Consider the following 18,217-nt stretch of genomic DNA (forward strand, 5'->3'; position numbering starts at 1 on the left):
GCAAGCGGTCCGCGGATGCAGACCGGGTTTCAGCCCCCCGGCAGTCGTCACGTCTTTCCCCGAGAACCCGGCGATCCCGCCGGGCCGTCCCAACCCTCAGACCTGCATGATCTCGGCCTGTTTCGTCTCCAGCGTCTCGTCCACCTTCTTGATGTGGGCGTCGGTCAGGTCCTGCACCGAGGATTCCCAGAACTTCTGGTCGTCGTCGGCCATGCCATCCTTGGCGCGCTTGATCTGGTCCATGCCGTCGCGGCGCAGGTTGCGGATGCTGACCCGCGCGCTTTCGGCATATTGGCCCGCAACCTTGGTCAGCTCGCGGCGGCGTTCCTCGTTCAATTCCGGGATCGGCAGCATGATGATCGTGCCGTTCATCTGCGGGTTGATGCCCAGACCGCTGTCGCGGATTGCCTTTTCGACCTTGTTCACAAGGCCCTTGTCCCAGACGTTGATCGTGACCATCCGGGGTTCCGGCACGTTCACGGTGCCGACCTGGTTGATCGGCGTCGGGCTGCCATAGGCATCGACCATGATGGGTTCCAGCATGGACCCGGACGCGCGCCCCGTGCGCAGCGACGCCAGTTCCACACGCAGGTTGGCGATGGCCCCGTCCATGCGGCGGGCCAGGTCGTCGGTATCGAGTTCGAAGTCGTCAGCCATGGGTCTCTTGCTCTGTCTTGATGCCGTGCGAAACGAAAGCTCGCGTTGCCCCGCTCTTACGGCAAAGCCGTTGAATTGTATAGCACCGCCCGCAGATGCTGCTGCGGGCTGCGGCGGAACCCGCCGATGCTCAGTTGATGGTCAGTCGTGCACCACCGTCGATGTGCCGGTCCCCGCAAGGATGCCCTTGAACCCGCCGGTATCGTCGAGGGAGAACACGATGATCGGCAGATGGTTGTCACGGGCCAGCGCAATTGCGCTCGCATCCATCACGCCGAGGTGTTTCTGCAACACCTCGTCATAGCTGATCCGGTCGTAGCGCTTGGCGTCCGCGTGCTTCTTGGGGTCCTTGTCATAGACGCCGTCGACCTTGGTGCCCTTGAAGATCGCCTCGCAGCTCATCTCGTTGGCGCGCAGGGTCGCTGCGGTGTCGGTGGTGAAATACGGGTTGCCAGTGCCAGCGGCAAAGATGCAGACCCGCTTCTTTTCCAGATGCCGGACGGCGCGGCGGCGGATGTAGGGCTCGCAGACCTGATCCATCGGAATCGCGCTGATCACGCGGGTGTGGATCTTCAGCTCTTCCAGCGCGGACTGCATCGCCAGCGCGTTCATCACCGTCGCCAGCATCCCCATGTAGTCGGCGGTGGTGCGTTCCATCCCCTGCGCCGACCCCTGCAGGCCGCGAAAGATGTTGCCGCCGCCGATCACCATGCAGATCTCGACGCCCGTTTCGTGCACGGACTGCACCTCGCGCGCGATGCGCTGGACCGTGGGCGGATGCAGGCCGAAGGCCGTGTCGCCCATCAGCGCCTCGCCCGAGATCTTGAGCATCACGCGCCCGTATTTCATCGGTGCGGCGGCGGTGGCGGCGTCGGTCATGGGATGGCTGTCCTGTGCTGGGGCTGCGCGGGCGATGCGGATGCCTGCGTCTTTCGCTGACGCACAAAATGAAGCATATGGGCCCGACGTTCAATGCCGCAGGTCGGCCTTTCACCGAAATAGACCGATGCCACCAGCTTCGATGCCACCCGCCTTGATCCCAACGGGCCTCGCGCCCGACACGCCGGTCCTGATCGCAGGCCCCACCGCCAGCGGTAAATCGGCGCTGGCACTGGCCATCGCGCGCGCGCAGGGCGGTGTCGTCGTGAACGCCGATGCGCTGCAAGTGTTCGACGGCTGGCGCCTGCTGACCGCCCGCCCCACCGACGCCGACCTGTCGCAGGCGCCCCACGCGCTCTATGGCCACGTACCCTGCGATGCGGCCTATTCCGTCGGCCACTGGCTGCGCAACCTCGCACCGATGCTTGCAACCGGGCCACGCCCCATCATCGTGGGCGGCACCGGGCTGAACCTGACCGCCCTGACCGAAGGGCTGGCGGCCATCCCCCCCATCCCTGCCGCGACCCGCGCCACTGCCGACGCGCTGTCCCTGCCCGCCCTTCTGGCCGACGTCGACGACGCAACCCTTGCCCGCATCGACACGGCCAATCGCATGCGCGTCCAGCGCGCATGGGAAGTGCTGCACGCCACGCACCGCAGCCTCGCGGACTGGCAGGACACGACGCCGCCGCCCCTGCTGCCCCTGACGCGGGCCTGCGCCATCGTGGTGGACGCCCCCCGCGACTGGCTGACGCCCCGCATCGGCACGCGATTCGACCACATGCTGCACAGCGGCGCGCTGGAGGAAGCGGCGGCGATGCGCCCGCACTGGAACCCCGCCCATCAGTCCGCCCGCGCCATCGGAGCGGCCGAACTGATCGCGCACCTCGACGGCCAGATGACGCTGGATCAGGCGCGCAACGCCGCGATCACCGCGACGGTGCAATACGCCAAGCGTCAAAGGACGTGGTTCGCCCGCCGGATGCGCGACTGGCATCACGTCGACGCGCGCGCCACGCAGTTGTCCACAGACATATCCACCGTTCTGTCCACCTTGCCGACCGGACCCACCACGCATTGACGGTTGTCAACGGCCCCGTGCCGCCGCACTGTCGGATCATCAAGACAGGATGACCGCCGATGACCACGTCGCAGCGCCACCGGATTGCCGACCTTCAGATTGCCCGCCATCAGATTGGCGGATCCGTTCGCGCGGTGACGTCCGCATCGCAGACGCCCCTGTCGCTGCAGGCACTGGGGCAGACGGTCCAGCACAACCGCTGGCGCACCGAAGCGATGCGCAGCCACGCGACGCCCCGTCTGATCGCCTTCGTCCGTGGTCAGGGGCGCATCACGGTCAGCGGGCTGACCAGCGGCTACGGGCCCAACAACCTAATCTTCGTGCCCGCAGGCACGATGTACGGCTTCGAGCTGGGCCCCACGGTCTTCGGCCAGATGCTGGCCCTGCCCGCCGCGATGGCCGCCGAATGGCCGGACACCCCCGTGCACCTGCGCCTGCGCGACGTGGCGGCGCAGAAGGAATTGCAGTCGCTTCTGGAAGGGCTGGAGCGCGAGTTGACCTCGACCCGCCCGCACCATCTGCGCGCCGCGCATTACCACGCCGGGCTGCTGTCGGTCTTCGTCGCGCGCCAGATCGCGGCGCAGCCGGTGGATGCGGTCCGCGACCGCGCCGATACCAGCGCCGCCCGCCTCGTCGCGGCCTTTACGGGATTGGTGGCGCAGGGGTTCCGCACGGATCCCGGTGTCGCAGACTATGCCGCAGCCCTCGGCGTGACGCCCACGCACCTGACGCGCTGCTGCCGGCAGACCTGCGGACGTTCAGCCCTCGCCCTGCTGACCGACCGGCGCCATTACGAGGCTTGCGTGATGCTGCGCGACACCGCCATCCCGGTGCAGCAGATCGCGGCCGACACCGGCTTTCACTCCGCCGCGTATTTCAGCCGTGCCTTTCAGGCGCGGGCCGGCACCAGCCCCAGCGCCTTCCGCCGCACGGGCACCGGGGTCCCGGTGCGCCGCTGACGCCGCGACGGATTCGTAAGCCACGCGGTGTTTCGCGTTGACCTCCACCGCTGCTTGGGGCCAGCTTGCGACCAGCCGTCAGGGAGAGGCCGATGACCGCCGCCGCCGCACCACCGCAAGCACCGCAGATGCGCGCGTCAGAGGCCTGAGCGTTTGACGCTGCTGACCCACGCGTTTCGCGGTCTTGCGACACTCGTGCTGACGGCGCTGTGCCTGACCTACGTGGTGTTCTGGCTCACGCACCTTGCCCCGAACCTCGAAAAGCTGGCCCGGACGCAAGGCAGCGCACGGATGGCCGACGATGCGGTGGTGACGTGGTTGGCCAATCGCGGCTACGATCAGCCGCTGCCCGTGCTCTACGGCCAGTGGCTGGGCGTGCTTCTGGGGTCCGTCGTCACCGGCACCGACGGCGAAGTCCGCGCACGCTGTGCGGACGGCGCGGCACCCGCCACGGACACACCCCCGCGCTGCGGCATCCTGCAGGGCGATTGGGGGACGTCCACCGTGCTCCGCGACGACGTGGGCCAGATCATCGCCACGCGCCTCGCGCTCACGGGCAAGCTGATGGGCTGGGTGCTGGTGCTGATGGTGCCCGGTGCGCTCGTGATGGGCATCCTCGCGGGCATGCGCGAAGGGGGGCGGCTGGACCGCGGGCTGTCCACCGTGTCGATCCTGACCACCGCGACGCCGGAATACGTCTCCGGCGTGGTGCTGATCGCGGTCTTCGCCACGGGCAGCTTCGGGATCACATGGTTCAAGGGTACCGCCACCGCCGCCATGGACGACGCGACCTTCGCCAACTTCACCCTGCCGGTCGTGACCATCGCGCTGTTCGGCATGGGTTACATCGCGCGCATGACCCGCGCCAGCATGGCCGAGGTGATGACCGCCCCCTACATCCGCACCGCACGGCTCAAGGGGGTGCGGTTCCGCGACATCGTGCTGCGCCACGCGCTGCGCAATGCGCTGATCGCGCCGTTCACGGTCATCATGCTGCAGATCCCGTGGCTGCTGAACGGCGTCGTCGTGGTCGAGACGCTGTTCAACTACAAGGGCTTCGGCTGGACGCTGGTGCAGGCGGCGGCCAACAACGACATCGACCTGCTGCTGGGCGTCTCGGTCGTCTCCGTGACCGTCGTGCTGGCGACGCAGTTCCTGTCGGACGTGGGCTATGCCCTGCTGAACCCGCGGATCAGGACGGGGGCCGCGTGATGCCGCTGGACTGGACCGGCACGCCCGGCGCCCTGCTGAACCCGCTGCTCGCCGCCAGCGTCGGCCTGTGGCTGACGCTCCTGGCGCTGCGCCTCGTCGCGGCCCTCGTCGCGGTGTGGCGCGCGACACCCGTGGCACCGGGGCTGCGCCGGGCCAGCCTGTGGGCGGGCCGCGCGCTGGGCCTCGTGACCTGTGCCTACGTGCTTGCGGGGATGATCCTGCCGGCGGGCACCACGGGCATCGTCGGCGGCGTGATCGCCCGCTTCGCGCCAGCGATCCTGACCGTCGCCACCGTGATCGGCCTGTCGGTTGGCCTGCGCCGCCGCCTCGGCGTCTTCGGCCTGCCATTCCACTCCACTGTCGGCACCATCGGTGCGGCGCTGGTCCTGTTCTGGGTGGTGACGGCGCTGCTCTACGGCGGCTTCGGCCTGATCGCCACGCACGACCCGCTGCGCCCGATCTCCAGCCTGCGCAACGCCCTGCCCGGCAGCCCGGTGCCGGAAGCGGGCCTCTATCCGCACTACCTGCTGGGCGGCGACAGCCTGGCGCGCGACGTGTTCAGCCGGATGGTCGCGGGGTCCGTGATCGTGCTGACCATCGCCCCCCTCGCCACGCTGACAGCCGTGCTGGTGGGCCTGTCGCTGGGCCTGCCCGCAGGCTACCTCGGGGGCTGGACCGACCGGGTGCTGTCGTTCGCGGCGAACCTCATCCTCGCCTTTCCGGTGATCTTGCTGTTCTACCTGCTCGTCACGCCCGAGGTCGCATCCTCAGCCCTGCCACCCGTCATGGCTGCGGTGCTGTTCGGCGCGCCGCTGGCCTTCGTCGCCGTGCTGGTCCACAGCCGCCTGCGCACGCAACCGGGGCGCAATGCGCTGACGCTGGCCGCCGTGCTGGTGCCGCTCGCATGGCTCTGGGCTGCGGTCGTCTCGCAGGCGGGCACGCCGGTCACGTTCCTGCCCGCGCGCCTCGATCCGCTGGACCCGGACCGGGGCCTGCTCGTCGTCTTCGTCGCGGTGGTCTTCGTCAACGCGCCGATCGTGTTCCGCATCGTGCGCGGCCTGACGCTGGACATCCGCACCCGCGACTACGTGGCCGCCGCCCGCACGCGCGGCGAAACACCCGCCTACATCATGCTGTGGGAGGTGCTGCCGAACGCCCGCGGCCCCCTCATCGTCGACACCTGCCTGCGCATCGGATACACCACCATCCTGCTGGGCACTTTGGGGTTCTTCGGCCTCGGCCTGCCCCCCGAAAGCCCCGACTGGGGTAGCACCATCAACGAAGGGCGCAAACTCCTGCTGGTCTATGTCCACCCGGCCCTGCCACCGGCGGCGGCGCTCCTCAGCCTCGTGCTGGGACTGAACCTGCTGGCCGACGGTCTGCGCGAACAGAGCATGGCCGACCGATGACGCCATCTGCCTCACCCAACCGTCCCTGCCAGCGTAGCACGGCCCCCGCACCCGGGTCCCCCGTTCTTCTGGTCCCAAATATCCCGGGGTCTGGGGCTGGCCCCGGTCCGACCCCGCCCCACGATCAGACCCCCGCGCAGATGACACCCGCATCATGACCCCCCTCCTCGCCATTCAGGGCCTTTCGGTCACCTTCGCCACCCGCGACCGGCTGCTCCCCGCCGTCACGGACCTGACCCTGACCATCGCCGCGGGCGAGGCGCTGGCGCTGGTGGGCGAATCCGGGTGCGGCAAGTCCACGGTGGCCGCCGCGATCCTGCGCGATCTGGGGCCATCGGGGCGCATCACCGGCGGCACCGTGCGGCTCGATGGGCAGGACCTGTCCACCCTGTCGCCCGCCGCCCTGCGTGCCATCCGGGGGCGCAGGATCGTGATGGTCCAGCAGGACCCGATGGCGTCGCTGAACCCGGCGATGACCGTGGGCGCCCAGCTGGCCGAGGTGCCGATGATCCACGAGGGGGTGTCGCGCGCAGCGGCGATGGTGCGTGCCCGCGCCATCGTCGCCGACGTGCAGCTGCCGGACCCGGACCGCATCCTGCGCAGCTATCCGCACCAGCTGTCGGGCGGCCAGCAGCAACGCATCGTCATCGCCATGGCCCTGATGAGCCGCCCGTCCCTGCTGATCCTGGACGAGCCGACGACCGCCCTCGACGTGACGGTCGAGGCGGCGGTGGTGCAACTGGTCAAGGACCTGTGCCGGTCGCAAGGTACGGCCCTGCTGTTCATCACGCACAACCTCGGGCTGGTGCTGGACGTCTGTGACCGCATCTGCGTGATGTATGCGGGCGAGGTGGTCGAGGCAGGCCCCGCGCGCGCGGTCTTCGACGCGATGCGTCACCCCTACACGCAGGCGCTGTTCCGGGCGATCCCGGTGCCCGCTGCCTCGCGCGATCACCGCCCGCTGGTCACGATCCCCGGCACCATGCCGCAGCCGGACGCGCTCCCGCCCGGATGCCGCTTTGCGCCCCGGTGCGCCCATGCGGTGGCGGGGCTGTGCGACGCGGGTCCGGTGCCGCTGCTGCCCGTCCGGCCCGGCGCCACGACGCTGGACACCCGCCGCGCCGCCCTGCCCCATATGACCCGCTGCCTGCGCCACACCGCCATCGAGTGGGACGCCGCACCCACGGCCTTTGACCCGCAGCCCCGCACCGCGCCCGGTCCGGTCGTGCTGCGGGTTGCGGGGTTGCACACCCACTATCCGGTCGCCCGCAGCCTCTTTGCCCGCGGACGCGCACAGGTCGTGCGGGCCAACACGGACGTCACCTTCGATCTGCATGCAGGCGAGACGCTGGCCGTCGTGGGAGAAAGCGGCAGCGGCAAATCCACCCTCGCCCGCGTGCTGACGGGTCTGGTCACGGCGACGGCAGGTCAGGTGCGGTTCCACGACCGGCCCATCGGCGGCGTGCCCGTGGCGGACCGGGATCCCGCCACCGTCGCGGCCATTCAGATGGTGTTCCAGAACCCCGCCGACACGCTGAACCCGTCGGTGAGCGTGGGTCGCCAGATCCAGCGCGCCCTGACCGTATTCCGCATCGGCCGCAACACCGCCGACCGGCAAGAACGGATGCTGGGGCTGCTCGACCGGGTGCGCCTGCCGCGCAGCGCGGCGGACAGGCTGCCGCGCCACTTGTCCGGCGGGCAACGTCAGCGTGTCGGCATCGCCCGCGCCTTTGCGGGCACGCCACAGGTGGTGGTCGCGGACGAACCCGTCTCGGCCCTCGACGTCAGCGTGCAGGCGGCGATCACCGACCTGCTGATCGACATGCAGGCCCGCCACGGCACGGCGCTGCTGTTCATCAGCCACGATCTGGGGATCGTGCGCTACCTCGCGGACCGGGTCCTGGTCATGTATCTGGGTTATGTGGTCGAGGCGGGGTCGACCGCCCAGGTCTTTGCCCCGCCCTATCACCCCTATACCGAGGCGCTGCTGTCCGCCGTGCCGATCGCCGATACCGGCGTCAAGCGGCGTCAGGTAATCTTGCAGGGCGACGTGCCCTCGGCGGTGAACCCGCCGCCCGGCTGTCCGTTCCAGACGCGGTGTCACCGCAAGGATCAGGTACCGGGCGACCTGTGCGACCGCATGCTGCCGGACCTGCGGACGCTGCCCGGCGGCGGGCAGATCCGCTGCCACCTGCCCGACGCCGTGCTGGCGGCGATGACGCCCGTGATTGCCGGGACCGACGCGGCAGGCTGACGCGCACAGTCAGGTGCGGCTGGACAGGACGTCGCCCCCATCGCCGGGCACCAGCGCCGCTGTCTGGTCGGCAATGGCCTGCAGATGCGTCAGGTCGGCGTCGATCGCCATGGCGCCGCGGGCATGGACCATCGCCCGCGCCGCCTGATCATCCGCCGCCGCCGCGAAGATCAGCGGGTCGAGACGCGCCAGCGCCAGAAGCGACCGTTGCAGCGCCACCTGCACCTCGTAGAGCGCCGCACCGTCGCGGGCGGGTGCGGCAAAGGCATCGCGCATCATGTCGGAGGCCTGCAACCCCGTGATCGCCAGATGCGGATAGGTCACCTGCGGTGCGGCCGCCGTATCCCACAGCGACAGGACGCGGGTGACGCGGCGGATCACGTCGATCGCGGTGCCGGGATCATTGACGGCAGGCGACAGCGCGCGGCTGGCGATCTCGCTCAGCGTGATCATGCCGAACCGTGGATCCTGATCAAAGCTGCGCGTCATGCCGATCTCGAAACAGGCGTGCAATCCGGCCAGCAGATCGTCGAAGTCCGGACCCACCGGACCGCCGACCACATGGGCCAGATCCGCCTGCGCGTCGACGAAGGTGCCCGGCGTGACGGCGATCATCACCGTGCAACCGGCCTTTTCCGCACGCGCATTCAAATCCTGCAGGTTGATGAACTGGATGTGACCGACGCTTTGCGCGCGGATCGGCACGGCACCTGCCGGTGGGGTGCGGTCCGCCAGTGGCCGCGCCCCCATCCACGGATTGCGCAAACGCTCTTTCATGGCGCCCTTCGCCGCCGTCTCGACCCGGTCCACCGTATCGGCCAGGCGGCCGAAGTCGGTCAGGTGGCCGATCCAGCGCACCAGGTTCACGACGATCAGCGCCAGCACGAAGATCGTCGCCGCGAACAGGATCACGCGGCCGCCCTCGCCGTAGACGCCGATCTGCAGGCTGATGATGCCGACCAGCGAAAAGATGAAGGCTCCGATGAAACTCGCCAGCACCCGCTGCGCCGTGCTGTCCGCCTTCAACAACAGCGACGCCCGCGGGGTGGCAGAGCCGGATGCGTTCGTGAAGGCCGTGATCATGATCGACACCGAGAACGTCGTGACCGCCAGCATCGAGGACGCGAGGATGTTGAGCAGGCTGTCGATGCTGTCCGCGCCGATCTTGAACACCCACGCATCCGGTATGGCACTGCGGAACGTTCGCGCCGCGATGGCGGTGAACAGACCCAGCAGGCCATAGGCGGTGATCGGGGCCCAGATGTGGGACATGATCCGGCGGACCCGGTAACGGAAAGACGACAGCATCTGAAATGACCTCCGGCGGAAAAATTGCCCTGCGCAATCTATGACGCGGCACGCCGCCGGACACAAATCGGTCGCGTACGGAACCACACCGCCTGTGGCGCATTGGCCCCCGGTCACAGGAGCGTGTGGAAATGCCGTCGGAAAATCTGAACTGGGCGATGCCCGTGATGCGCGTGGGCTATGCGGGGCGCGCGCTGGTCTATGCCATCGTGTCCGGCCTGTCGCTGTTCACGATCTGGCACGGCGGCGACGCCAAGGGCACGTCGGAGGCGCTCGAGATGGTCGAACGCTCGCCTTTCGGACGCGTGTCGCTGGTGGTCGTGTCGCTGGGCATGTTCGCCTACATGGCGTGGCGGCTGGTCGACGCCGCCTTTGATCTGGAGGATTACGGCAGCGATGCCAAGGGACTGGCCGCCCGTGCCGGACAGGCGGTGACGGGTGTGATCCATGCAGGGCTGGGGGTGGTGCCGCTGGTTCTGCTCTTTGGCGGACCCGACGACGGCGGCGGGTCCAGCATCTCCTATTACGCGGGCCTGCTGATGGGGTGGCCGTTCGGCCAGATCGTGCTGGGGGCGATCGGCGCGGTCACGGCGGGCGCCGGGATCCATTATCTGCACAAGGCGTGGACGCAGGATTATCGCGACACGCTGAAGGCCAATCATTTCACCCTGCATTTCAACCGCCTGCTGCAACTGGGACTGGCGGCACAGGGCGTGTCCATCCTCATCATCGGCGGGCTGATCGGACTGGCCGCGTGGCAGCACGACGCCAGCGGTGCAGGCGGGCTGGAGACGGCGTTCGGATGGCTGGGGAGGCAGGTTTACGGCCAGCTGCTGGTGACCGGGTTGTGCGTGGGTCTGGCGCTCTTTGCGCTGTTCCTTGGCGTGAACGCGGTCTGGCGGATCATCCCGCGCCTGCGCGACCCCGATGTCGCCACCCTTACCGCCCGCCTGCAGGACATGGCGACGGGGTCCGGTCCGTCAAGCGGTCGCTAACCGAGAGATCACTGGCCTCAGATCACTGGCCCCAGATCACGCGCACGTAATTGACGGTTTCCGCATAGGGCGGGATGCCGTTGTGCCGCTCGACCGCACCGGGGCCCGCGTTGTAGGCCGCGAGCGCATGCGGCCAGTTGCCGAACTTGGCATATTGCAGCTTCAGGTACCGCGCCCCGCCTTCGAGGTTCTGGACCGGATCGCGCGGATCGACGCCAAGCCCGCGGGCGGTGTCGGGCATCAACTGCGCCAGTCCCAGCGCCCCCTTGGTCGAGATGGCGGCCGCGTTCCAGCCCGATTCCTGCTGGACGAGGCGCAGGAACAGATCCTCCGGGATGCCATGTTTCTGGGCGGCACTGCGCGCCAGCGCCAGATAGGGGCCGGCATAGCGACCGACATAGGCGGGTGCGACCGCCACGACCGACGGCACGACGGCACGCGGCGGCTGCAGGCGGACCGAGTTGTTGTATTGCTGGGACGCGCGGTTATCGAGGACCGAGAGCTGGTTCTGGAACAGTGCCATCCGACCCGAGGTCGACACGGTATCGGTGCCCTGCGCCGCAACCGTCGATGCCATGGCCGTGATGGCCGCAGCGGCCCAACCCGTCATCCGCATCTGAATACTCCACCCCGGTTCTGTTGCGCGCAACAATACCCCAAAACCGTTTTCATGCGAGTCCTGATCTGTCGCAGGGATGCAGGTCCGCCGATCAGCCGCAGATGACGCGTTGCGCGCGCCAGGCATTGGTTTACCTTTATCCCTGCAATCTGTCACATAGACAGCCAACAGAATCGCAAACGACAGGACATCGCATGGCAGGCTCGGTCAACAAGGTCATCCTCATCGGCAACCTCGGCGCCGATCCCGAGGTGCGTAGCTTTCAGAACGGCGGCAAGGTGTGCAACCTGCGCATCGCCACGTCGGAGTCCTGGAAGGACAAGAACAGCGGCGAGCGCAAGGAAAAGACCGAATGGCACACGGTCGCCATCTTTTCGGAAGGGCTGGTCGGCGTAGCCGAGCGGTATCTGAAGAAAGGCTCCAAGGTCTATATCGAGGGCAAGCTGCAGACCCGCAAATGGCAGGACCAATCGGGTGCCGACCGCTATAGCACAGAGGTCGTGCTGCAGGGACTGGGCAGCGTGATGACCATGCTGGACGGCCCGAACGGCGGCGGTGGCGGCGGCGGTGGCGGCGGTGGCAACTCCGGCGGCGGCTATGACGATGGCGGCTATGGTGGCGGCGGTTACGATCAGGGCGGCGGCTACGGCGGCGGCAGCACGAGTGGACGGTCTGGTGGCGGCGGCGGCCGGTCCGGCGGCGGCGCCCCCGCAGGCGGTGGTCGCGGCGACATGGACGACGAAATCCCGTTCTAAAACAGAAACGCCGCCCCACGTGGCGGCGTTTTTCGTTAACACGTGACGGTCGGGGGCCAAAGGTCATTCGGCCGTCGACGTCATTGCCGGTCGCGCAGGGGGCCACATCGTCCTGAACGGGTCGGCACAGCAAAAGGCCAGCGTCTGGTAGAGCGCAGGCCGTCATCGGTGATGGATGTCTTTTGCGGACTCCTCTGCCGTTTGCCGCGCGGACGCGAAAACAGCGCGCTGCCGGTGCTTCACGGATCAACGGCTGTGGTCGCCCGGCCGTTGCCGTAGTGCAGGCGCCGCGTCATATCTTTGGTGCAGCATGCGCAACAGCCGCGCCAGAAGCCTCGCAAGGCGGCCTGACACCAGCTGGGCTGTCCAGAGTCCTTCAGCGCCATTGAAGACAAGCACCGGGCGATACCGGAAGCTTGCCAGCATATAGGCCGCGCCATTTACGCGCGCCGGTCTGCTTCGGTCATCCTTGCCAAAAACCGGCGCGGGGACGAACCGATATGACCTGACGTCGTTTGACACATCTTCCAATGCCTCAGCCACAGGCAGGATATGGGTCACGGGCAGATAGACGATCGAATCCGGGCCTTCGGTGCTGACGTGGGTAAACGCGACCCAGAAACCTTCGTCATCCTGGCACAGCGTGATCGCCCGCAACCAGGATGTATTGGTGAAGCATATCTTGCGCCACGTTCGCAGAACCTTCAAATGCAGCTCCCACGACGATCCATCTGTCGCTATGCATCTTGCCAAGGGCTTGCACGCGCGCAAGCGTTTTTGCCTGATACGGTGACAGGGCGACCACTGGTGCGGCAGTCAGGACGAACGCAACACCCGCAGCGGGTTGGCGCAGGACTTTTGCCGCAGATGCACATGGCGCAGATGCGCAAGCGTCGCTTTTACGACCGGCCTGCTCCGGCAAGCTGCGGCGTTGCGCCCTATGCCGCATCGCGCAGCACCGTCAGCACCTGGTCCGGCGGCACGTCGCCTGTGACGAACGCCTGACCGATACCGCGGGCGAGCACGAAGCGCAGCCGACCTGCCACCACCTTCTTGTCCTGTCCCATCAGGCCCAGCAGCGCCTCCGCATCCGGCAGATCGCCGGGGATGTCGCGCAGATCCGTGCGCATCCCCATCGCCTTTAGGTGCGCACGCACGCGGACCGGGTCTTCCTGACTGCACAGACCCAGACGCGCGGACAGATCGAAGGCCATGGCGCAGCCGATCGCCACCCCCTCGCCGTGCAGCAGCCTGTCGGAATAGCCCGTCGCCTGTTCCAGCGCGTGACAAAAGGTGTGGCCAAGGTTCAAGAGCGCGCGGTCGCCCTGCTCCTTCTCGTCGCGCACGACGATCTCGGCCTTCATCTGCACCGACCGCGTGACCGCATGCACGCGGGCGGCCACGTCATCCCTCGCCAGGCGGGGGGCGTGGTCCTCCAGCCAGTCGAAGAAGGCGGCGTCGCCCAGCAGGCCGTATTTCACCACCTCGCCGTAGCCCGCCAGAAAATCGCGGGCCGGCAGCGTCGCCAGCAAGTCGGTATCCGCCAGCACGAGGCTGGGCTGGTGGAACGCGCCGATCAGGTTCTTGCCGTGGCGCGTGTTGATGCCGGTCTTGCCGCCGACCGAACTGTCCACCTGCGCCAGCAGCGTCGTGGGGATCTGCACGAAGCGCACGCCGCGCCGCAGGACCGCAGCGGCAAAGCCGCCCAGATCGCCGATCACGCCGCCGCCAAGCGCCACGACCACGTCGCCCCGTTCGACCCGCTGATCCAGCAGGAAATCGCAGCAGCGTTCCAGTGCGGCCCATGACTTGGTGCCTTCGCCGCTGGGCAGTTCCAGCGCGGCACAGGTCAGGCCCGCTGCCGTCAGGCTGTCCTGAAGCGCCGCCAGATGCAGGCCCGCCACGGTGGTATCGGTCAGCACAGCCACGTGACGTCGCCCGCCCAGTGCCGCGATGCGCGCCCCCGCCTGCGCCAGCAATCCCGGCCCGATCATCACGTCATAGGCCCGTCCGGGGAGTGCTACGGGCACGGTCGCGGGTGGGGTTGATCGGTGCAGGGTCATGGCAACATCTCCAGAACGGTGGGGTCGGTCAGCAGCAAGGCGATGACGCTGTCGGTCGTCTCCTCGATGCTGGCGCGGGACTGCACCGCAAGGTGCAGGCGGGCTTCGGCATAGACGGGCGTGCGGTCCGCATGGATCTGCGCCAGCGTCGCGCGGGGGTCGGTCGTGCGCAGCAGCGGCCGCGAATCCTTGTGCCGGACCCTCTCCCACAGCAGATCGAGCGGGGCGTTCAGCCAGACCGCCACACCGTGCGCCGCGATGGCGTCGCGGTTGCGCGCGGCAAGGTATGCGCCGCCGCCGGTGGACAGGATGCAGGGCGGCCCGGCCAGCAGGCGGCCGATCACCTCTGATTCGCGACGGCGGAAGAACGGCTCTCCGTCGCGGGCGAAGATCTCGGCGATGCTGGCGTGGGCGGCGGTCTCGATCTCGGCGTCGCTGTCGAGGAACGGCACCGACAGGCGCTGGCCAAGGGCGCGGCCCACCGCCGTCTTGCCGGATCCCATCATGCCGACCATCACCACGGTGCGGTGCAGTACGGGCCGCAGGGTCTGGCCCACCTCTTGACCCGAATCTTGGCCCGTGCCGCCCGGCTCGCCCTGCGTCGATCCCATCCGCCGCCCCCCTGTGCATCCCGCGACAGGCCAGCCGTCGCCGAGTTTCGAATTATCGCCTTGAATGGCGTGATCTTGACGGAAAGGCCATATATAAACCCAGCAGAGCCGGCGCAGGACCGGACGACAGGCAGGACGGGACACGCAGCCATGTGGCGACTGATCAAGGCACTCTTCTTTCTGGCCGTCCTCGCGGGGCTGGCGCTGGTGGCCTATGCCTATGCCGGACCCCTGTTCTTTCCGGGCGACTTCGCGCCGCCCAGCAGTCAGACCACGCAGCCCGTCACCCTCGGGGTCGAATGAATCTTGATGGATACATGACGGGTGCGCGCCGTGGCCTGATGCTGAGCGTGGCGATGGCTGCGGTCCTTGGCGCGCAGGCCATGGCGCAGGACATGCCCGCCGCGAACGGCGGCGGCGCGCCCCTGTCGGCCATCGACTGGCTGTCGCAATCGGTCGAGGTGCCGGTGGCCGCCGGAACCACGGGCACCACGGCCAACAGCATCCCCGATCCGAACGAGCCGCCTGTGGCCGACGGTGCCGCAAGCCCCGACATCACGGTGACGGCGCTGGACGATGCGGCCCTGGGTCCCATCGGCACCCTGCCCCGGTCCCTGACCGGGTTGCCCGCCGACCTGTGGACCGGCAGCGACCTCGAGACGCTGGTCACGCTGATCCAGGCCGAACCGGAACCCGCCCTGCCCGCCTTGCGCGAATTGCTGGTGATGCTGCTGCTGGCGCAGGCCGACGCCCCTGCCGGTGATGCCGACGGGCTGTTGCTGGCCCGCATCGACAAGCTGCTGGATTTGGCCAACCTGACCGAGGCCGATGCCCTGATCCGCGCCGCAGGCCGCACGGAACCGGACCTGTTCCGCCGCTGGTTCGACGTGGCCCTGCTGACGGGGACCGAAGATGCGCCCTGCGGGGCGATGCAGACCGCACCGGGGCTGGCCCCCACCTTGCCGGCGCGCATCTTTTGCATGGCGCGGGGCGGCGACTGGATGGCGGCAGCGCTGACGCTGAACACCTACCGCGCGCTGGGCGACGTGAACGCCGAGGAGGAGGCGCTGCTGGCCCGCTTCCTCGATGCGGGCCTCGTCGATCCCGACGCGCCGCTCCCGCCGCCAGACCGGCTCAGCCCGCTGATCTTCCGTCTGCGCGAGGCGATCGGCGAGGGGTTGGCGACGCAGCCGCTGCCGCTGGCCTTTGCGCGCGCCGACCTGCGCACCACCGTGGGCGAAAAGGCGCGGCTGGATGCGGCAGAGCGGTTGTCGCTGCACGGCGCCCTGTCGGGGCCGATGCTGGCCGCCGTCATGGCCGACGTGACGCCTGCGGCGTCCGGTGGCGTCTGGGACCGGCTGGACGCCTATCAGCAGTTCGATGCCGCCCTGCGCGCGGGCGATGCGGCGGCGGTGTCCGCCACTCTGCCCCCCGCATGGGCCGCGATGCAGGCGATCCGCGCCGAGGTGACCTTTGCCAGCCTGCACGCGATGTCGCTGTCGCAACTGGACCTGATCGGCGAGGCGGCCGGACTGTCGGTGACGATCCGGCTTCTGTCCGACAATTTCGCCGATGCCGGTCCCGCCGCCGGCAACCCGGTGCTGCGCGCCGTGGCGACCGGCGACTTTACCGACGTCGTCCCCGTGACCGCGATGGAGATGGCGGTCGTGGCAGGGTTTGCCGACACACCGGCACCGGACCCCTATGCGACGTTGCTGGCAGACGGCCAACTTGGCGAGGCGCTGTTGCGCATCATGCCCGTGTTCGAGGCGGGCGTGGCGGGCGATGCCCGCTCCGTCTCTGACGCGCTGCGGGTCCTGCACGAGGCGGGATTGCAGGACATGGCGCGCCGGGCGGCGCTGCAACTGCTGCTGCTGGACCGCACGTCGTGAACGCACCCGTCGCCGGGCCGGACCAGATGGCGCGCTGGATCCAGACGTTCGTCGCGGCCACGGCCGCCGAACTGGACGCGGCGCACAACACGCAACTGGCCTATGCCCGCGACCTGAACGATTTCGCGGGCTGGCTGTCGGACCGGGAACTGCATTTCGCCACGGCCGCGCAGGGCGACGTCGAGGCCTATCTGATCGCCTGCGACGCACAGGGGCTGGCCCGCGCGACCCGTGCCCGCCGCCTGTCGTCGATCCGGCAGATCTATCGCTTTGCGTTCGAGGAAGGGTGGCGGCCCGACAATCCGGCGATCAGGCTGACCGGTCCGGGAAAGGCGCGGACCCTGCCCAAGACGCTGAGCATCGACGAGGTGGGCCGGCTGCTGCAGGCCGCACGCGACAGCGGCGCTGATGCGGTGCGCAACACCTGCCTGATGGAACTGCTGTACGCCACGGGCATGCGGGTGACGGAACTGGTGTCGCTGCCGGTGGCGGCAGCGCGCGGCGATCCCCGGATGCTGCTGGTGCGCGGCAAGGGTGGCAAGGAACGCTTGGTGCCTCTGTCGGGCCCCGCCCGCGCCGCCACCGCCGACTGGCTGATCCGCTGGGACGCGGAGGCGGAGGCGCTGCGGCTGAAGGGCAAACCCGCCCCCAAATTCCTATTCCCCGCCCGCGGCAAGGCCGGTCACATGACGCGTCAGCGGTTCTTTCTGCTGATCAAGGAACTGGCGCTGGCCGCAGGTGTGCCACCCGACGGTGTGACGCCGCACACGATGCGGCACGCCTTTGCGACGCACCTGCTGGCGGGCGGGGCGGACCTGCGCGCGATCCAGATCATGCTGGGCCACGCCGATGTCGCCACGACCGAGATCTATACCCATGTCCTCGACGCCACGCTGACCGAACTGGTGATGACCCACCACCCGCTGGCCCGCAAGGACGGGGCCTAGCGCCCCCGGAACAACCCGCCGAGGATGCCGCGCACGATGCGGCGGCCTGTTGTGCCTTTCAGCTCCTTGATGACCACGCTGGCCACGGCCCCGCCAAAGCCCTGATCGGCGCTGCCGGCCCGCCGCCGCCCGCTGCCCGCACTGGTGGATCGCCCCGCCTGCGGCGCGTCATAGCGGCGGGCCTGTTTGAACGCCTGATCGCGCATCTCGGCGTTGGCTTCTTCTGCCTCGACGCGGGCGACATCGGCAGCGGGACTCTGTTGCGCAAATCAGCTGACGGACGGTTTTCCCCTTACCCCAGACGGATTTATGCCACTGCCTTTGTAACGGGGATGCCAAGGGCGGTGTAGCCATTCAGGATAGCGATGCGCACCTGGACCTCTGCGACCTGGCGGTCGAAGTCCCGAGCCATCAGCCGCTGGCCCAGCAGCTTTACACAATGCATCTTTGTCTCGACGCGGCTCCGGCGGTGGTATCCGCTCCAGTTCCGCCAGAGCGCCCGACCCAGACACTTCGATGCGCGGAGCGCATCATTCCTGGCTATGGCACCGGCGGTGGTTGGTTCCCATGGTTGGG

At 68.6% G+C, this 18,217-nt stretch carries 18 protein-coding genes and 1 pseudogene; 10 read left to right on the forward strand and 9 right to left on the reverse strand.

Annotated elements, in window-relative coordinates; genetic code table 11:
* Positions 1 to 96: 96 nt before the first annotated feature.
* On the reverse strand, positions 97 to 657 hold the full coding sequence (frr, locus tag BMX16_RS14650; protein WP_089905132.1) for a ribosome recycling factor: 561 nt from the start codon (positions 655 to 657) through the stop codon (positions 97 to 99).
* A gap of 141 nt (positions 658 to 798) precedes the next feature.
* A complete protein-coding gene (pyrH, locus tag BMX16_RS14655) occupies positions 799 to 1,536 on the reverse strand; it encodes a UMP kinase (RefSeq protein WP_089905134.1) in 738 nt (245 codons plus the stop codon).
* A 127-nt stretch (positions 1,537 to 1,663) separates the two neighbouring features.
* Here pyrH and miaA point away from each other — a divergent pair, with 127 nt between their 5' ends.
* The 5 genes from miaA (at position 1,664) to BMX16_RS14680 (ending at position 8,451) form a co-directional block, all read left to right on the forward strand.
* The gene (gene miaA / locus BMX16_RS14660; RefSeq protein ID WP_089905136.1) at positions 1,664 to 2,617 is read left to right on the forward strand and encodes a tRNA (adenosine(37)-N6)-dimethylallyltransferase MiaA; all 954 of its coding nucleotides are present in this window, start codon (positions 1,664 to 1,666) and stop codon (positions 2,615 to 2,617) included.
* A 59-nt stretch (positions 2,618 to 2,676) separates the two neighbouring features.
* On the forward strand, positions 2,677 to 3,576 hold the full coding sequence (locus BMX16_RS14665; protein ID WP_089905138.1) for a helix-turn-helix transcriptional regulator: 900 nt from the start codon (positions 2,677 to 2,679) through the stop codon (positions 3,574 to 3,576).
* Between the two features lie 159 nt (positions 3,577 to 3,735).
* Positions 3,736 to 4,788: an ABC transporter permease gene (locus BMX16_RS14670; RefSeq protein WP_089905166.1), complete on the forward strand. Its 1,053-nt coding sequence runs from the start codon at positions 3,736 to 3,738 to the stop codon at positions 4,786 to 4,788.
* Positions 4,785 to 6,197, forward strand: coding sequence for an ABC transporter permease (locus BMX16_RS14675; RefSeq protein WP_089905141.1), 1,413 nt, complete (start codon positions 4,785 to 4,787; stop codon positions 6,195 to 6,197). Before BMX16_RS14670 ends, BMX16_RS14675 begins: the two co-directional genes overlap by 4 nt.
* A 154-nt stretch (positions 6,198 to 6,351) precedes the next feature.
* Positions 6,352 to 8,451, forward strand: a complete 2,100-nt coding sequence (locus BMX16_RS14680) for a dipeptide ABC transporter ATP-binding protein (protein ID WP_089905145.1) — start codon at positions 6,352 to 6,354, stop codon at positions 8,449 to 8,451.
* Between the two features lie 9 nt (positions 8,452 to 8,460).
* Here the strand turns inward: BMX16_RS14680 and BMX16_RS14685 are convergent, their stop codons facing one another.
* Positions 8,461 to 9,723, reverse strand: a complete 1,263-nt coding sequence (locus BMX16_RS14685) for a DUF2254 domain-containing protein (RefSeq protein WP_177174686.1) — start codon at positions 9,721 to 9,723, stop codon at positions 8,461 to 8,463.
* Positions 9,724 to 9,890: 167 nt separating this feature from the next.
* On the opposite strand from BMX16_RS14685, the gene BMX16_RS14690 reads away from it, so the two are divergent.
* The gene (locus BMX16_RS14690) at positions 9,891 to 10,754 is read left to right on the forward strand and encodes a DUF1206 domain-containing protein (protein ID WP_089905149.1); all 864 of its coding nucleotides are present in this window, start codon (positions 9,891 to 9,893) and stop codon (positions 10,752 to 10,754) included.
* Positions 10,755 to 10,776: 22 nt separating this feature from the next.
* Here BMX16_RS14690 and BMX16_RS14695 read toward each other — a convergent pair whose 3' ends face one another.
* A complete protein-coding gene (locus BMX16_RS14695) occupies positions 10,777 to 11,370 on the reverse strand; it encodes a lytic transglycosylase domain-containing protein (RefSeq protein ID WP_425434040.1) in 594 nt (197 codons plus the stop codon).
* Positions 11,371 to 11,567: 197 nt separating this feature from the next.
* On the opposite strand from BMX16_RS14695, the gene ssb reads away from it, so the two are divergent.
* Positions 11,568 to 12,128: a single-stranded DNA-binding protein gene (gene ssb, locus BMX16_RS14700; RefSeq protein WP_089905150.1), complete on the forward strand. Its 561-nt coding sequence runs from the start codon at positions 11,568 to 11,570 to the stop codon at positions 12,126 to 12,128.
* A gap of 246 nt (positions 12,129 to 12,374) precedes the next feature.
* Here ssb and BMX16_RS14705 read toward each other — a convergent pair whose 3' ends face one another.
* The 3 genes from BMX16_RS14705 to BMX16_RS14715 form a co-directional block, all read right to left on the reverse strand.
* Complete coding sequence (locus tag BMX16_RS14705; protein WP_143058050.1) at positions 12,375 to 12,836, reverse strand: hypothetical protein; 462 nt, start codon at positions 12,834 to 12,836, stop codon at positions 12,375 to 12,377.
* A gap of 230 nt (positions 12,837 to 13,066) precedes the next feature.
* Complete coding sequence (gene aroB / locus BMX16_RS14710; protein WP_089905155.1) at positions 13,067 to 14,191, reverse strand: 3-dehydroquinate synthase; 1,125 nt, start codon at positions 14,189 to 14,191, stop codon at positions 13,067 to 13,069.
* Entirely contained in the window at positions 14,188 to 14,802 is a 615-nt protein-coding gene (locus BMX16_RS14715) for a shikimate kinase (RefSeq protein ID WP_089905157.1), read from the reverse strand. Before BMX16_RS14715 ends, aroB begins: the two co-directional genes overlap by 4 nt.
* 150 nt (positions 14,803 to 14,952) lie before the next feature.
* On the opposite strand from BMX16_RS14715, the gene BMX16_RS17665 reads away from it, so the two are divergent.
* Genes BMX16_RS17665 through BMX16_RS14730 form a run of 3 tightly spaced genes read left to right on the forward strand, consistent with a single transcriptional unit; the run spans position 14,953 to position 17,641 of the window.
* Positions 14,953 to 15,105 (forward strand): hypothetical protein, encoded by a 153-nt coding sequence (locus BMX16_RS17665; RefSeq protein ID WP_089905159.1) that lies wholly within the window; start codon positions 14,953 to 14,955, stop codon positions 15,103 to 15,105.
* Between the two features lie 14 nt (positions 15,106 to 15,119).
* Positions 15,120 to 16,694 carry a hypothetical protein gene (locus BMX16_RS14725; protein WP_245731590.1) on the forward strand — a complete coding sequence of 525 codons (1,575 nt, stop codon included), beginning with the start codon at positions 15,120 to 15,122 and terminating at the stop codon, positions 16,692 to 16,694.
* 26 nt (positions 16,695 to 16,720) lie between these two features.
* Positions 16,721 to 17,641 (forward strand): tyrosine recombinase, encoded by a 921-nt coding sequence (locus tag BMX16_RS14730; RefSeq protein ID WP_089905173.1) that lies wholly within the window; start codon positions 16,721 to 16,723, stop codon positions 17,639 to 17,641.
* On the opposite strand, the gene BMX16_RS14735 is transcribed toward BMX16_RS14730, so the two are convergent.
* Together BMX16_RS14735 and BMX16_RS14740 are read right to left on the reverse strand one after the other, a co-directional pair.
* Positions 17,638 to 17,847 carry a hypothetical protein gene (locus tag BMX16_RS14735; protein WP_342707828.1) on the reverse strand — a complete coding sequence of 70 codons (210 nt, stop codon included), beginning with the start codon at positions 17,845 to 17,847 and terminating at the stop codon, positions 17,638 to 17,640. The two genes, BMX16_RS14730 and BMX16_RS14735, sit on opposite strands and share 4 nt — an antisense overlap.
* A 101-nt stretch (positions 17,848 to 17,948) precedes the next feature.
* Positions 17,949 to 18,217 (reverse strand): annotated as a pseudogene (locus tag BMX16_RS14740) (IS5/IS1182 family transposase); the annotation flags it as partial.

Origin of the sequence: Loktanella fryxellensis (assembly GCF_900110065.1) — a bacterium.
GTDB classification, from domain to species: Bacteria; Pseudomonadota; Alphaproteobacteria; order Rhodobacterales; family Rhodobacteraceae; genus Loktanella; species Loktanella fryxellensis.